Raw genomic sequence first — 14,000 nt, 5'->3', positions numbered from 1 at the left:
CAGGTCAGCTCCGGTTCCGGTTCGCACGCCCGAACAGGCGGGATTTGCCCGGAACGGCAACGGGAAGGGCGGTGTCCGTGGGGGCGCCCGCCGACAGGGGGCGCATCAGGCTGTCCTCCAGCGCGGGCGGCGGCGGCAACGCGCTCCAGTCGCGCGCGGCCAGTTCCTCCATCATCGCGGCCCAGCGGCGGGCGTGGAGCCAGCCGTTGTATTCGGAGGCAACGCCGCGGGTGTAGCCCTGATGCCGGCTGATCGAGCGGCGCTCCAAATGGTACAGCTCGACCGAGGGGACGTAGCGGATGTCCAGCCCGGCCTTGCGGATGCGCAGGCAGAGGTCGGAGTCCTCGTAGTCGCCGATGACGTAGTCCTCGCAGAAGCCGCCCACGGCGTCGAAGGTCTCGCGGGTCATCATCAGGCAGGCGCCGGTCACGCCGGGCACGCTGCGCTCGCGCCGGGCGGGCAGGAAGTCGCGCGGCAGACCCTTGAAGAAGTGATGGTTGTACCAGCGCCCGCGGACGTCGCGGTCGAAGTAGAGGCCGGCGTGCTGCAGGCTGTCGTCGTCGAACAACAGCTTCGGCCCGACCGCCCCGGTTCCCGGCGCGCGCTCCAGCGCGGCGAGCAGAACAGGCAGCCAGCCGGGCTGGTCGGGGATCACGTCGGAATTCAGGAACAGCAGGGTCCGCCCGGTGGAGGCCGCGACCCCGGCGTTGTTGGCCGCCGAGTAGCCGTAGTTGGCCGGCTGCACCAGCACCCGCATCGGCAGGCCGTAGAGCGCGTGGAAGCCGTGCAGCATGTGCACCAGCTCGTCGCGCTGCTCCGGGCTGTCGAGCACGAAGATCAGCTCGGCCCCGGCCATGCCGGGATCGGTGGCGAAGCTGGAGAGCTGGAAGCGCAGGAACTCCAACGCCTTGTACAGCGGGATGACGACCGAGACGGCGGGCGTCTCCGGACCGCGCCCGAAGGTGACGGTTTCCGGCTCGCCGCGGCTGGCCATGTGGGCGGCGTGGAGCGGTGCCACGGCCGGGGCGATCACCGTTTCCAGAACCAGGGGGATCGCGTGCTGCGGCGGCAGGCTGCCGAGCACCGCGGCGCGGGCGTCGGCGGGCGACAGCGGGCGCAGCGGCGGCACCAGACGGATCGACCCGCCGGAGCCGAGACGAAGCTCCGCATGGACTTGAAGCGCCGCGGCGGGCTCGGGCGCGCCGGGCAGATAGGCGACGAAGCCGCTGCGGTCGGTGGACGGGGCGGTGCCGAACAGCTTCGCCACGTCCTCGCGCGGGAAGCGGTGCTCCAGCACCTCCAGCCGGCGCTCGCCGCCGAAGGGCGTGTGCACGGTGAGGCCGCCGGACAGGCCGTGCGGGTCGTGCACCCAACCGGCCAGGAACAGCCCGCCGTCGCCGGTCGGAACGGCGAGGTCGAGGGCGGCGCCGATCGAGCGCTTCGCGTCGGCGACCTGCCGCTTGGGCAGCGGGGCGAGCACCTGAAGCTCGCGCACCGCCGCCGCGGCCGTAGCGTCCGACCGTCCGCGCCGGGCGAGCGCGTTCAGAATGTACTGGCGCAGCTCCAGCGGCGTGTCGCGGCGCGTGGACAGCCGCTCGGTCAGGCTGGGCAGGTTGGGCGCCACGGCCGAGAAGGCGCGGCAGGCCAGCCCGTTGCGGCCGAGCACCACCAGCAGGTTGCCCGGCGCGCACAGCGCCTTGTCCACCAGCAGCGACATGGCGGCGCGCCCGCGCCGGTCCAGCGCGGAGCCGATGCAGACCTCGAAGGGGGAGGGGCCGACGGCGCCCGCGGTGATGATGACTGCCCCCGTCACCTCGCCGAATCCCGACGACAGCGACCCGCCGCAGAGCAGAAGCTCGTCGGTCGCCAGGGCGCGGGCGACGAGCGGGGAGGGGGTGGGCGACAGCTCCAGCACCATGCGGCGGCAGACCGCGGCGAAGCCGGCGTCGCTGCGCAGCGCCGGGGTGGAGCGCGCGAAATCGAAGAGGAAACGCACCACGCGCAGCCGCGACGGCGCGTCGAGGCTGCCGAGCAGGAAGGCGGGGTCGGGATCGGGAACCTGCGGTTCGGCCAGGACCTCCGCGACGACGCGGCTCTGGGCCACGAAACGGACGGGCGCACCGGAGGTCCGGGGCGCCCGCAGGATCGACAGCACCCGCTGCCCACCCCAGCTCGTCCGCACGGACAAGGTGGTGTAGGGGGGCCGGACCTCCTCGCCGTCGAGGGTGGGAACGACGCGGCCGGAAGGCTCCGGTCCGTCGCTCTCCCACGAGGCGAGCACGAAGTCGTCGCCGAGCGCATGGAGCTGGGCGGACGCGATGGAGGCGGAGGCCGGCAGGACGGCGAGCACGGTCATGCGTTCCTTAGCCGGACCCATCGGCGGCGTGTGGAATACACGCCGCCGGTCCGGTCCCTGGGTGGGTTACGTCTTTAGTGAATGACGAAGAAGTCGTTCGGATTGTTGTGAACTTCGTCGGCCGAAACGCCCTTCAGCATGATGCTGTCGCCGTTGCCGAGATCGATGACGGCGTTGCCGCCCATGTCGGTGACGCGGGCCGCCAGATCGGAAGCGTCGTTGATGTCCAGACCGTTGATGTTGCGCTCGATCTGCAGGACGTCCTCGCCGGCGCGGAAGTCGAGAACGACGTCCTGGCCGCCGCCGCCCGAGAAGACGAAGATGTCGTTCCCGGCGCCGCCGACGAGGATATCGTTGCCAGCACCGCCTTCCAGGATGTCGTTGCCCGCACCGCCATCCAGGTAGTCGTCGCCCTCACCACCCTTGAGGATGTCGTCGCCGGTGCCGCCCATCAGGATGTCGTTGCCCGCGCCGCCATCCAGGTAATCGTTGTGGCCGCCGCCCATCAGGACATCGTCGCCGTTCCCGCCGCGCAGAATGTCGGCGCCGTCGCCGCCGCTCAGGACATCGTCACCATTCCCGCCGTCGAGAATGTCGTTGCCGCGGCCACCGATCAGCACGTCATCGCCGTTGCCGCCGGACAGGTAATCGTCGCCGTCCCCGCCATCCAGCGTGTCGTTGCCGTTGCCGCCATCGAGGACGTCGGCCCCGCTGCCGCCGCTCAGCAGATCGTCGCCGTTACCGCCGAACAGGGCGTCGCGGCCGTCGCCACCCAGGATGGTGTCGTGGCCGTTGCCACCCATCAGGATGTCGTCGCCCTTACCGCCGTCGATGAAGTCGTTGCCGTTGGTGCCGGTGATGACGTCGTCATAGTTGCCGCCAGGAAGGGTGGCCATGAATCATACTCCTTAACGATGGGATTCGGTGGGGTGGGGGATTTCCTACCCCGAAATGGCGAGGTACCACTAAGCCTTTACCCAAATACCGTTCGGCGTGGCTGTGACAAACATAAGGTCAAACCCAGGCAAATCTTGAGTTCATAGAGTCAAAACACAATAATCATCAACGTTCATTACGTCATTCCTGTCACCTTGGCTTCAAAGAACTTCGAAAATCTAAACATCTAATTTTGGACGCCGCGCCAGAGCGGTGGTTTTACGGGCTCCATCCAAGACGATGACTCATGGTTAATGGAAGATTTTGAATTGTTCGCCCATAATACTTTCAAAGTTGCCGGAAAGAGATTTTGTCGAATTTCGACGAAATGCCCTGAAATGGCCCGCGAGTCCTATGCGTTTGGCTTAGGATTATGCCGTTGATCATTGCCCATTGGTGGCGCCGCCCAATGCTGCAGCGCATTCAAAATCACGGCCTTTTCAAAATTTCGAGGGGTGGGCCAAGGATTTTAAAAGCCGGAATTTGAAAGCGGCGGCTGCGCCGTGGGGGCCGGCCAGGGCGGCGGGCATCCGGAAAACACGCCTGTGGACCGGCCCGCCGGGTGCTCCGGCGGGTCCGGAGCGCTCCGGCGGCCCGCCGCTGTCGGGCCAAAGGCCGCCGGATGGTCGTTACCGATGCCCTTGGGAGGGGCGAAAATTTTTGTCTTGCGTTGCTGCCCGGCGTCCGGGCCGGGTCAGATTTTTGGGCTGGTTCAGACTTTGCCCTCTTCCGCGGCGTCCAACGCGACCCGCGCCAACTGCATCAGCTTGTCGTCGACCGCCGCTTGGTCATAGCCGGGGCTGTCGGCCAGCGAATCGCGCAGACGCATGGCGATGAACTCGCCGGTGTGGTGCTTGTCGTAGAGATGGACGTCGCCGATGGCGTCGGCGACACGCTTCAGGGTGTTCCGGTCCCACTGTGTGGTCATGCTCGCACGCTCCCTTCCTGGCCTGTCGGCCCTCTGTCTTGCCTGCTGGGCAACGGGGGAGCGTGCGAAATGATCCGGTGCGGGGCCGCCGCGGTCAGTTCTCCCGGAAGGCGCGGTTCATGCCGTCGGTCAGCGGCGTCAGGAAATACTCGATGGCCTTGCGGGTGTGCCCGTGGATCATCACCTCGGTCGGCATGCCGGGGTGCAGGTCCACGTTGGGCAGGGCCTTCAGCGCCGCGGCGTCGAGGCTGATCCGGGCGAGGAAATAGGCCTGCCCGGTGCGCTCGTCCTCGAGCTGGTCGGCGGAGAGGGTCAGCACCTTCCCCTGGACCGGCGGCACCAGCCGCTGGCGGTAGCCGACCAGCCGCACCATGGAGCTGCCGCCCACGTCGATGTTCTGCACGTCCGCGGGGGCGACTCGGGCCTCGACGATCAGCCCGTCGTCCTGCGGAACGATGTCGAGGATGCCCTGGCCCGCCGGGATGACGCCGCCCGGCGTGTAGAAGCGCAGGTTGGTAACCCGGCCCGCCTGGGGGGCGACGAGTTCCTGGCGCTTCAGCACGTCGCCGGCGCTGCGCAGCCGCTCCGACAGGTCCGACACGGTGGCTTGGATGGTCTGAAGCTCGTTCCCGACCTCCGAGCGGCGGTTGTTGCCGAGGTTGATGATCTCCAGCTCCGCCGCGGCAATGCCCTGCTCGGCCTTCGACTTGTCGGCCTGGATCTCGCCCAGCCGGCCCTTGGTGTCGGCGACGTTGCGCTGAAGCTCCAGCATGCGCGGCTTGCGCTCGTAGCCCTTGGCGAGCAGCGTCTCGACGATCCGCAATTCGTCCTGGGTGTAGCGCAGCCGGTCGTTGGCGGCGACGCGCTGCGAATCGAGCGCCACCAGCTCGTCGCGGAGCTGGCCGATGCGCTTGCGCTGGATGGAGATCTGCCCCTCATAGGCGTCGCGCCGCGATTCGAACAGGCGCTGTTCGGCGGCGAGCGCCTCGGCGGCGACGGAACTGGTCTTGGCGGCGGCCACCAGCTCGTCGGCGTAGACCGGGGCCTTGGCGTCGGTCTGCTCGGCACGCAGCCGGGCGAGGCGGGCCAGCGAGGTCCAGTACTGCCCGTGAAGCTGGGCGACCACCGCGCCGCTCTGCGTGGTGTCGAGCCGCAGCAGGACCTGCCCGGCCGTCACCATGTCGCCGTCCTTGACCAGCAACTCGCTGAGGATTCCGCCCTCCAGGTGGGAGACGGTCTTGCGGTGGCTTTCCACCATGATGGTGCCGGGCGCGATGGCCGCGCTGTCCAGGCTGGCGGTGAAGGCCCAGCCGAAGAAGCCGCCGAAGCCGATGGCGACGGCCAGCGCACCCGCCAGCGCGGTGCCGCGCAGCGTCGGTTCGTGCGGCGTCACGTCGATGACCGGCGACCAGGCGGCGGTGAGGGGGGATGGCGCGTTCGCGGGCTGGGAAAGCGTCGTGTCGGTCATGCGGATTCTCCCGTCCGGACCAGCCGGGCCACCTTCACGGCGCCGCCGGGCTGGACCATCTTCAGCACGTCGGTGCGTTCGCCGAAATGCTCGACCATGCCGTCCTTGAGGACGAGCAGCTTGTCGGCGACCGACACGATGGAGGGGCGGTGCGCGACCATCACGATGGTGGCGCCGTCGCGTCGCGCGTGGTTGATCGCGGTCAGCAGCGCCTGCTCGCCCTCGTGGTCGAGGTTGGAGTTCGGCTCGTCCAGCACGATCAGGCGCGGCTTGCCGAACAGCGCGCGGGCCAGCGCGATGCGCTGCCGCTGCCCGCCGGACAGGGCGAAGGCATTCTCGCCGACCGGCGTGTCGTAGCCGAAGGGCAGGCGGCCGATCATGTCGTGGACGCCGGCCAGCCGGGCGGCGCGCACGATCTCCGCCGGGTCGGCCTGGGCCATGCGGGAGATGTTCTCGCCGATGGTGCCGTCGAGCAGGGCGACCGACTGCGGCACATAGCCGACATACTGACCGAAGCTCTCGCGCTCCCACAGGAAGGTGCTGGTGCCGTCGAGGTAGATGCCGCCGGCGGTGGGCTCCCAGATGCCGACGAGCAGGCGGGCGAGGGTCGACTTGCCGGCCCCCGACGGGCCGATGATCCCCAGCACCTCCCCCGGCTCCAGCGCGAAGGAAACGCCGCGCAGCACGGGGCGCTGCAGGCCCTTCGGCACATGGCTGACGCGGTCGACGGTCAGGCGTCCGTCGGGGCGGGGCAGCGGCATGGTGCTGCGCCGCGCGCCCTCGCCGTTCAGAAGCTCGCGGATGCGCTTGTGGGCGGTCTGGGCGACGATCCACTGCCGCCAGTTCTCCACCAGATGCTCGAAGGGCTGGAGCAGGCGGGCCATGATGATGCCGGTGGCGATCATGCTGCCCGGCGACGCCTCGTTCCGGATGACCAGCGCCGCGCCCGCGGAGATGGTGGCGATCTGCAGGATCAGGCGCAGCGAGCGGGAGGCCGAGGCCATGCCGCGCGACAGCACCACGCCGCGGTCGATCAGCGAGGCGGAGCCGATCTGCGCCATCTGCCAGCGCCGGGCCAGCGGCGGCAGCATGCCCATGGCCTCGATGGCCTCGGCGTGGCGGACGGTGCTGGCCACGTCGGCGAAGACCTTGGCCGACGCCTCGTTCGCCTCGGCGATGGGGCGGCGGGTCAGCGCGTCGGTGAGCGCGTTCATGGTCAGCAGCAGCAGCGCCGACCCCACCGCGATCCAGCCGTAGATCGGGTGCAGGATGAACAGGATGACCAGGAAGATCGGCGTCCACAGCAGGTCCAGCGGCACCACCACGGCGTTGCTGGTCATGAAGTTCCGCAGGTCGTTCAGGTCGCGCATCGTCTGGCCGGCGTTGCGCGTCCCGCCACCCAGCGCGTCCACGATGGATGCCTGCAGCGCCGACACGTTGAAGCGGTGAGCGATCACCGCCCCGCAGACCAGGAAGGCGCGCGCCCGGATGAAGTCCAGCACGCCGTACAGCACCAGCCCGCCCACGGAGATCACCGCGAGCATGGTCAACGTCTCCAGGCTGCGGCTGCTCATCACGCGGTCGTAAACCTGCATCGTGTAGAGCGGCACCACCAGCATCAGGATGTTGACGAAGAAGGTGAGGGCGCCGGCCAGCAGCAGGCCGCGCCCGATCTTCCGGTAGGCTTGGGTCAGCAGGGTCCGATCCATACCGCTCATGCCGATTCCTTTTCTTGCGTCCTGCGTTCCGGCCGCGTTCCGGAGTCCCGCGTTCTCAGGTTTTGGGGCGGGCCATGAAGCCGGTCATGCAAAGGGTTTCATGGTTAACGAAATGTTGAGATGCGGCCGCGTCCCATGAACTCCTTTTGAGACGAAGTCCGGACAAAGGCCGCCCATTGCGGGAAGACTGGTCCCGCGCCATTTCCGCTTACGTCTGACGCTGCGTTGCGGCGTGTGACAACTTTGAGCCCTTACCCCGTCCGACACTGATCGAAAGAGGTATTTGCAGCGCTGTAAAATGTTGTTCCAAAACATTTTTCCGATGACGCCCCGCGCCTTTCCCGGCGCCCATGTCTCTTTTTCGTCAACTGGCCTTCCGTCTGAATTGGCGGCATGGTGCATCGCGGAACTCTTGCACTTGCCACCGGGGGATGTACGATCCTTTGATGCCGGCGGGTGCCTGGACTGACGAATATTTCTCAAATCCAAGGAATATTTAGGATGAACACGCCCCAGACCGTACTCGTGACCGGCGGTGCCGGCTATGTCGGCAGTCACTGTGTGGCCGAACTGCTCGACCGCGGCTTCCGGGTCGTCGTGCTCGACAACCTGCGCCAGGGCCACCGCGCCGCCGTGCCGTCCGACGCCGCCTTCGTGGAGGCCGACCTTGCCGACATGGACGCGCTGACCCGCGTCTTCGCCGAATGGCGCTTCGACGCGGTGTTCCATTTCGCCGCCCTGTCGCTGGTCGGTGAATCGATGCGCGACCCGCACCTCTATCTGCACGGCAACACCGTCAACTCGCTGAACCTGATCCGCGCGGCGACCACGGCGGGCGTGCGCAAGATGGTCTTCTCCTCGACCGCCAACCTGTTCGGCACGCCGGAGCGCCAGCCGATCGATGAGGAGACCACCATCGACCCCGGCAGCCCCTACGGCGAATCCAAGTTCTTCATCGAGCGCGCCTTGCACTGGGCGGACCGCTGCCACGGCCTGCGCTCCGCCTGCCTGCGCTACTTCAACGCCGCCGGCGCGCACCCGAACGGGATCATCGGCGAGGATCATGACCCGGAAACCCACCTCATCCCGCTGGTGCTCGACGCGGCCAGCGGCCGGCGCTCGCACATCGAGATTTTCGGCGACGACTACCCGACCGCGGACGGCACTTGCGTGCGCGACTACATCCACGTCTGCGACCTCGCCGACGCGCATCTGCGGGTGCTGCCGGCCCTGGAGACGCGCAGCGTCCGCTTCAACCTGGGCAACGGCAAGGGCTACAGCGTCCGCGAGGTGATCGAGGCAACGGAGCGCGTCACCGGGCTGACGGTCCCGGTGAAGGTCGGGCCGCGCCGCGCCGGCGATCCGGCGGTGCTGATCGCCTCGTCGGAGCGCATTCGGGGCGAGTTGGGCTGGTCGCCGCGCTTCCCCGATCTGGACAGCATCATCGGCAGCGCGTGGGAATGGCGCCGCCGCCATCCGGGCGGCTACCGCGGCCCGGCCGTGGCACAGGCCGCCGAGTGACGGAGAGACGAGGGATGAACACGCAGCGCCGGGCGGGCGCCGAATCCAAGCCGGCCGAAGCCAAACCGGCCCAAGACAAGCCCGATGCCATCGACGCGGCGGAACTGGCCGAGTATCACGGGCTCGCCCGGCTGATCGAGCGGATGCACCGCCGGTTCCTGGACGTGGTGCGGGCCGGCCTGTTGCGGCAGGGGATCGACGACATCGGGCCGGTTCAGGCGCTGATGGTCATGCTGATCGGCGACGACGAGCCGTCGGTCCGCGACCTGATGGAGCGTGGCTATTATCTGGGATCCAACGCCTCCTACAGCCTGAAGATCCTGGTCGAGGCCGGCTACATCGACCGCGGCGCCAGCCAGCGCGACCGCCGCACGGCCCGCCTGCGCCTGACCGACAAGGGCCGGACGCTGCGCGACGAGCTGTTCACGCTGGAGCAGGTGCAGGCCACGGCGCTGGTGCGCAACGAGGCGGAGGCGGCCGACCTGAAGGCCGCCTACCGCACGCTGCGCCGGCTCGACCGCATCTGGGGCGACATGGTCCGCTACGCCGGCCAGGGACTGGATTGAACCGCCTTATGCACCTCTCATCCGCAGGCATCCGCACATGACCGATTCATCCCTGTCCATCCGCGATGTCGAGCGCCTGCTCGAATCCTCGTCGGCGGAGGCCCGCATCGACACGATGCAGAAGCTGGCCGGCGATCTGGAGAAAGGCGGGCTGACCGACGCCGAACGGTCGCTGGCGCTGGAGGTCATGCACTGCTTCGCCGCCGACGCCCAGGTGGCGGTGCGCGAGGCCGTGGCCTGGCAGATCCGCAACAACGCCATGCTGACCGCGGAGTTGGCCGAGCGACTGGTGAAGGATGTGGCCCGCGTGGCCTTCCCGATCCTGCGCGACGCCGGAAGCCTCAGCGACGAGCTGCTGCTCGACGTGCTGGCCGACCCCGACGCCGGCAAGCACATGGCCGTCGCCAACCGCCACACCGTGTCGGCGCGGGTGGCCGGGGCCGTCGTCGAGACCGGCAACGTCGCGGTGGTGACGGCGCTGCTGCGCAACCCCGGCGCGGAGCTGGCGGAACCGGCGCTGCACCGGGCCTTGGACCGCTTCGGCCGCGTGCGCATGGTCAGCGAGGCCGCGGCGACCCGCCCCGGCCTGCCGCTGGCCGTGGTGGAGCGGCTGATCGCCTTCGTGTCCGACGCGATGCGCGCCACGTTGGCCCACAGCCATGGCCTGTCCAAGGATCTGGTGGACCGGCTGGCCAACCGCGGGCGCGAGTCGGCGACGATGCGGCTGCTGCGCCCGGCGCTGCGCGGCGACGAGGATGTGGAGGCGGTGGCCCGCTGGCTGCACGCCAACGGGCGCTTCACCGCGGCGCTGCTGTTCCGCGTGCTGTGCGCGGGCGACGTCGCGCTGTTCGCGGCGGGGCTGGGGGCGAAGGCCGGCATCCCGGCGGACAACGCCCGCAAGCTGGCCTGGGACGACGGTGCGCTGGGGCTGCGGGCGGTGCTGAAGAGGGCATCGGTCGCACCGGTCCTGGTGCCGCCTTTCCAGGTGGCGATCGCCACCGCCAAGCGCATGGGCTACGAGGGCAGCGACAACCGCCGCGACGATTTCCAGGCGGAGGTCATGGCCGACCTGTTCGCCGCCCTGACCCCGACGAACGAGTGGGTGGTGGACGAGCTGCTGTTGCAGCTGTTCGACGGCGCGTCGGACGAGGTGATCGACCGTGCGCTGGATCAGGCGGGTTTGCCCTTCGCGCCGGTGCGCGGAACGGGGACGTGAGGGTGAGGTTGTTGCGACGCTTGCCCCCTCCCTGACCCTCCCCCGCTGGGCGGGGGAGGGGACCAAACCTCCCTCTCCTGCGAAGCTCTCGCGCAAACCTTCGGTTTGCGCTGACGCAGCAGGCGGACCTTTGGTCCGCCGAGAGGCGGGGGAGGGAAGGGGCCCGCGGCGAAGCCGTGGGAAGGGTGGGGGCAACGCGCCTACACTCCCTCCGGAACCAGCACCTTCCCGCAAATATCCCGCGCCTTCTCGAAGCGGTCCGGCGCGGCGGAGCGGGCCAGCAGCCCCTCCCCAAAGATGAACGAGTAGAACAGATACGCCCGCGCGAAGGCGTCGTCGGGGTCCAGCCCCAGGCCGGCGAACAGGTCCGACACGCAGCGCAGGCGTTCGCGGTCGACCTCCGCCACGATCTCGGACGCACGAGGATCGCGGCGCGCCCAGTCGCGCATCGCCAGTTCGATGGCGATGCCGCGCGGGTTGCTGCTGCCGCCATACAGCGACAGCACGTAGCGCAGCCCCTCGGCCGGCGTGCGGCCGTCCAGCCGGGTCTGCGCCTTGATCGCCTCGATGCGGCCGGTCTTCCAGCCCTCCAGCATCGCTTCCACCAGTTCCATCCGGTCGCGGAAGTGCCAGTAGAAGCTGCCCTTGGTCACCTTCAGCCGCTTGGCCAGAAGCTCGACCCGCACCTGCTCGACGCCGCCCTCCGCCAGGGCGGAGAAGGCGGCGGACAGCCAGGATTCGCGGTTCAGCGTCTTCGCTTCCATCGGCAACACTCCGGAGACCATACGGCAGCGTATCGATTCGCCGTTGGCCTGTCCACAACCCGCCGGGCGGAACGAGCGCCGAACCTTATACGGATTTGACCGGAGAGGGAAAGCCGGGCGCGCCTCAGCGCGCCTTTGCCGCGGTGAACAGGTCCTTGTGGGCGTCGCGCAGCAGGTTCTTCTGCACCTTGCCCATGGCGTTGCGCGGCAGCTCGTCCATGAAGAAGACGCGCTTGGGCACCTTGAAGTTGGCGAGCTGCTCCTTGCAAACGGCGATCACCGCGGCCTCGTCCGGGGTGGCGCTGCCGGGATTGCGCAGCACGACGGCGGTCACCGCCTCGCCGAAGTCGGGGTGCGGCACGCCGACCACCGCTGATTCGACCACGCCGTCGATGCCGTCGATGACCGTCTCGACCTCCTTCGGGTAGACGTTGAAGCCACCGGAGATGATGAGGTCCTTGGCGCGTCCGACGATGTGGACGTAGCCGCGCCCGTCCACCTTACCGACGTCGCCGGTGATGAAGAAGCCGTCCGGCTTGATCTCCTGCTTCGTCTTCTCGGGCATCCGCCAGTAGCCGGAGAAGACGTTCGGCCCGGCCACCTCGATGATGCCGATCTCGTCGGTGCCGAGGCTCGCGCCGGTCTCCGGGTCGACGACGCGCACGGAGACCTTGGGTAGCGGGAAGCCGACCGTGCCTGGGATGCGGTCGCCGTCCAGCGGGTTGGAGGTCAGCATGCCGGTCTCGGTCATGCCGTAGCGCTCCAGGATCGCGTGGCCGGTGCGGGCGGAGAACTCCTTGTGCGTGTCGGCCAGCAGCGGCGCCGAGCCGGAGACGAACAGCCGCATGTGCGCCGTCGCCTCGCGCGTCAGGCCGGGGTGGGCGAGCAGGCGGGTGTAGAAGGTCGGCACGCCCATCATCACCGTGGCGCGAGGCAGCAGCCCCATCACCTGCTCCGCATCGAACTTCGGCAGGAACAGCATGGAGGAGCCGTTCAGCAGCACGCAGTTGGTCGCCACGAACAGGCCGTGCGTGTGGAAGATCGGCAGGGCGTGCAGCAGCACGTCGTCCGGCTGGAAGCCCCAGTATTTGTGCAGGGTCAACGCGTTGGAGCCGAGGTTGCGGTGGCTCATCATCGCGCCCTTCGACCGCCCGGTGGTGCCGGAGGTGTAGAGGATCGCGGCGAGATCGTCGGCCTCGGCCGGGACGGTCGTGAAGTCCGTGCCCTTGCCGGCGGCCTGCTCCGGCAGGGTGCCCTCGCCGTGTGTGCCGAGAGTCAGCAGATGGGCGACCTTGGCCTTGTCGGCGACCTCACGCAGCGCGTCCGCGGATTCGGGGCGCGCGACGAAGACGTGCGGTTCCGCGTCGGTCAGGAAATACTCAACTTCCGCCTTCGTGTAGGCCGGGTTCAGCGGCAGGAAGACGCCGCCCGCCCGTACGGTGGCGAGGTAGAGGATGATGTTCTCGACCGACTTCTCCACCTGCACGGCGACCCGGTCGCCCTTCTTCAGGCCGAGGTCGGCGAGCAGGTTGGCGTAACGGCCGGTCAGGGCTTCGAGGTCACCGTAGGTGACGGTGCGTGCGTTGTCCGTGCCGGGCTCGGTCTCGGCGAAGGGGCGGCTGCGGTCCGCCGGAAAGCGGGAACGGAACAGCTCGAACAGATTGCCACCCACGTCGGACATCGTGATTCCCTCCATACACCCGGTGATCCGGTGCCCAAGGGTTTAGCATAGGCGCATGCCGTGGACCACAGCTTTGTATACGCAAGTCCGGCCTATTGTATTTCGTTTCCGCCCATGATGGACACGAACTCGGTGAAGATGTCGATCTGGATGGTCACATGCCGCCGCATGGCGGCGTAGGCAGCCTCCGGGTCGCCGGCTAGGATCGCCTCCACCACGTCGTCATGCTCCGTGAAGCTGTCCTTGACGCGGTTGGGATGGTTGAGCTGATAGCGGCGATAGGGGGCCAGTCGGGCAAACAGCCCGCGCGCGATCTCCTGCAGCGGCTCGTTGTGGCTGCCCGCCTGGACCGCCTCGTGGAAGGAACGGTTGACCGCATAGTAAGCGTCCAGCTCCCGCGCCTCCATATGTGCCTTCGAGGTATCGTGCAGGCGTTTCAGGGCCTGCTTCTCCTCCTCCGACATGCGGCGGGCGGCGAAGCGGGCGCACAGCCCCTCGATCTCCGACATTACCTCGAACATCTGCACCATGCGGTGCAGCTTCAGCGGGGCGACCACCGCGCCCTGGCGCGGCTGCTTCTCCACCAGCCCGGCGTGGACGAGCTGGAGAATCGCCTCGCGGATCGGTGTGCGGGAGATGTTGAAGCGCTGGGCGAGGCTTTCCTCGTCCAGCCGCGTTCCGGGGCGCAGCCGGCCCAGGAAGATGTCCTCCTCGATGGCGAGCCTCACCTCGTCGGCGCGGGTGGCACCCTTGTCCGTGGTCTTGCTGGCGGCAATCCGGTCGCTCATCCCGAGCGTGTCCCCTTCCTCGTCCGCGGCCTTCCGCCGCTCCTGTCTGTGTATACAA

Annotated in this window: 11 protein-coding genes; 3 read left to right on the top strand and 8 right to left on the bottom strand. The window is 68.5% G+C overall.

Features of this window, described 5'->3' with window-relative positions:
- Positions 1-4 precede the first annotated feature (4 nt).
- The 5 genes from ABAZ39_RS24240 to ABAZ39_RS24220 form a co-directional block, all read right to left on the bottom strand.
- Positions 5-2,356 (bottom strand): glycosyltransferase family 2 protein, encoded by a 2,352-nt coding sequence (locus ABAZ39_RS24240; protein ID WP_051658480.1) that lies wholly within the window; start codon positions 2,354-2,356, stop codon positions 5-7.
- Positions 2,357-2,430: 74 nt separating this feature from the next.
- Positions 2,431-3,252, bottom strand: coding sequence for a calcium-binding protein (locus ABAZ39_RS24235; RefSeq protein ID WP_040136458.1), 822 nt, complete (start codon positions 3,250-3,252; stop codon positions 2,431-2,433).
- A gap of 752 nt (positions 3,253-4,004) precedes the next feature.
- Positions 4,005-4,220, bottom strand: a complete 216-nt coding sequence (locus ABAZ39_RS24230) for a hypothetical protein (protein WP_040136456.1) — start codon at positions 4,218-4,220, stop codon at positions 4,005-4,007.
- Between the two features lie 94 nt (positions 4,221-4,314).
- A complete protein-coding gene (locus ABAZ39_RS24225; protein WP_040136454.1) occupies positions 4,315-5,688 on the bottom strand; it encodes an HlyD family type I secretion periplasmic adaptor subunit in 1,374 nt (457 codons plus the stop codon).
- Positions 5,685-7,406 carry a type I secretion system permease/ATPase gene (locus ABAZ39_RS24220; protein ID WP_040136452.1) on the bottom strand — a complete coding sequence of 574 codons (1,722 nt, stop codon included), beginning with the start codon at positions 7,404-7,406 and terminating at the stop codon, positions 5,685-5,687. Before ABAZ39_RS24220 ends, ABAZ39_RS24225 begins: the two co-directional genes overlap by 4 nt.
- A gap of 501 nt (positions 7,407-7,907) precedes the next feature.
- Between ABAZ39_RS24220 and galE the strand changes: the two genes are divergently transcribed.
- Genes galE through ABAZ39_RS24205 form a run of 3 tightly spaced genes read left to right on the top strand, consistent with a single transcriptional unit; the run spans position 7,908 to position 10,709 of the window.
- Positions 7,908-8,927, top strand: a complete 1,020-nt coding sequence (gene galE, locus ABAZ39_RS24215) for a UDP-glucose 4-epimerase GalE (protein WP_040136449.1) — start codon at positions 7,908-7,910, stop codon at positions 8,925-8,927.
- A 14-nt stretch (positions 8,928-8,941) separates the two neighbouring features.
- Positions 8,942-9,493 (top strand): MarR family winged helix-turn-helix transcriptional regulator, encoded by a 552-nt coding sequence (locus tag ABAZ39_RS24210; RefSeq protein ID WP_051658479.1) that lies wholly within the window; start codon positions 8,942-8,944, stop codon positions 9,491-9,493.
- A gap of 37 nt (positions 9,494-9,530) precedes the next feature.
- On the top strand, positions 9,531-10,709 hold the full coding sequence (locus tag ABAZ39_RS24205) for a DUF2336 domain-containing protein (RefSeq protein WP_040136447.1): 1,179 nt from the start codon (positions 9,531-9,533) through the stop codon (positions 10,707-10,709).
- A gap of 200 nt (positions 10,710-10,909) precedes the next feature.
- Here ABAZ39_RS24205 and ABAZ39_RS24200 read toward each other — a convergent pair whose 3' ends face one another.
- The 3 genes from ABAZ39_RS24200 to ABAZ39_RS24190 all read right to left on the bottom strand — a co-directional run bounded on the left by ABAZ39_RS24200 (position 10,910) and on the right by ABAZ39_RS24190 (position 13,942).
- Complete coding sequence (locus ABAZ39_RS24200; RefSeq protein WP_040136445.1) at positions 10,910-11,473, bottom strand: TetR/AcrR family transcriptional regulator; 564 nt, start codon at positions 11,471-11,473, stop codon at positions 10,910-10,912.
- 124 nt (positions 11,474-11,597) lie between these two features.
- Positions 11,598-13,154, bottom strand: coding sequence for a malonate--CoA ligase (locus ABAZ39_RS24195; protein WP_040137209.1), 1,557 nt, complete (start codon positions 13,152-13,154; stop codon positions 11,598-11,600).
- Between the two features lie 92 nt (positions 13,155-13,246).
- Entirely contained in the window at positions 13,247-13,942 is a 696-nt protein-coding gene (locus ABAZ39_RS24190; RefSeq protein ID WP_040136443.1) for a GntR family transcriptional regulator, read from the bottom strand.
- Positions 13,943-14,000: the final 58 nt, after the last annotated feature.

This window comes from Azospirillum argentinense (assembly GCF_000632475.1).
GTDB lineage: Bacteria > Pseudomonadota > Alphaproteobacteria > Azospirillales > Azospirillaceae > Azospirillum > Azospirillum baldaniorum.
Note: the sequence above shows the minus strand (reverse complement) of the source record. Positions and strands in the feature narration are given on the sequence as shown.

Bases quoted from the DNA above. Each gene is read 5' to 3' on its own strand.
- ABAZ39_RS24225 (WP_040136454.1), bottom strand. From the start codon at position 5,688: ATGACCGACACGACGCTTTCCCAGCCCGCGAACGCGCCATCCCCCCTC.
- ABAZ39_RS24230 (WP_040136456.1), bottom strand. From the start codon at position 4,220: ATGACCACACAGTGGGACCGGAACACCCTGAAGCGTGTCGCCGACGCC.
- galE (WP_040136449.1), top strand. From the start codon at position 7,908: ATGAACACGCCCCAGACCGTACTCGTGACCGGCGGTGCCGGCTATGTC.
- ABAZ39_RS24220 (WP_040136452.1), bottom strand. From the start codon at position 7,406: ATGAGCGGTATGGATCGGACCCTGCTGACCCAAGCCTACCGGAAGATC.
- ABAZ39_RS24190 (WP_040136443.1), bottom strand. From the start codon at position 13,942: ATGAGCGACCGGATTGCCGCCAGCAAGACCACGGACAAGGGTGCCACC.
- ABAZ39_RS24200 (WP_040136445.1), bottom strand. From the start codon at position 11,473: ATGGAAGCGAAGACGCTGAACCGCGAATCCTGGCTGTCCGCCGCCTTC.
- ABAZ39_RS24240 (WP_051658480.1), bottom strand. From the start codon at position 2,356: ATGACCGTGCTCGCCGTCCTGCCGGCCTCCGCCTCCATCGCGTCCGCC.
- ABAZ39_RS24195 (WP_040137209.1), bottom strand. From the start codon at position 13,154: ATGTCCGACGTGGGTGGCAATCTGTTCGAGCTGTTCCGTTCCCGCTTT.
- ABAZ39_RS24205 (WP_040136447.1), top strand. From the start codon at position 9,531: ATGACCGATTCATCCCTGTCCATCCGCGATGTCGAGCGCCTGCTCGAA.
- ABAZ39_RS24235 (WP_040136458.1), bottom strand. From the start codon at position 3,252: ATGGCCACCCTTCCTGGCGGCAACTATGACGACGTCATCACCGGCACC.
- ABAZ39_RS24210 (WP_051658479.1), top strand. From the start codon at position 8,942: ATGAACACGCAGCGCCGGGCGGGCGCCGAATCCAAGCCGGCCGAAGCC.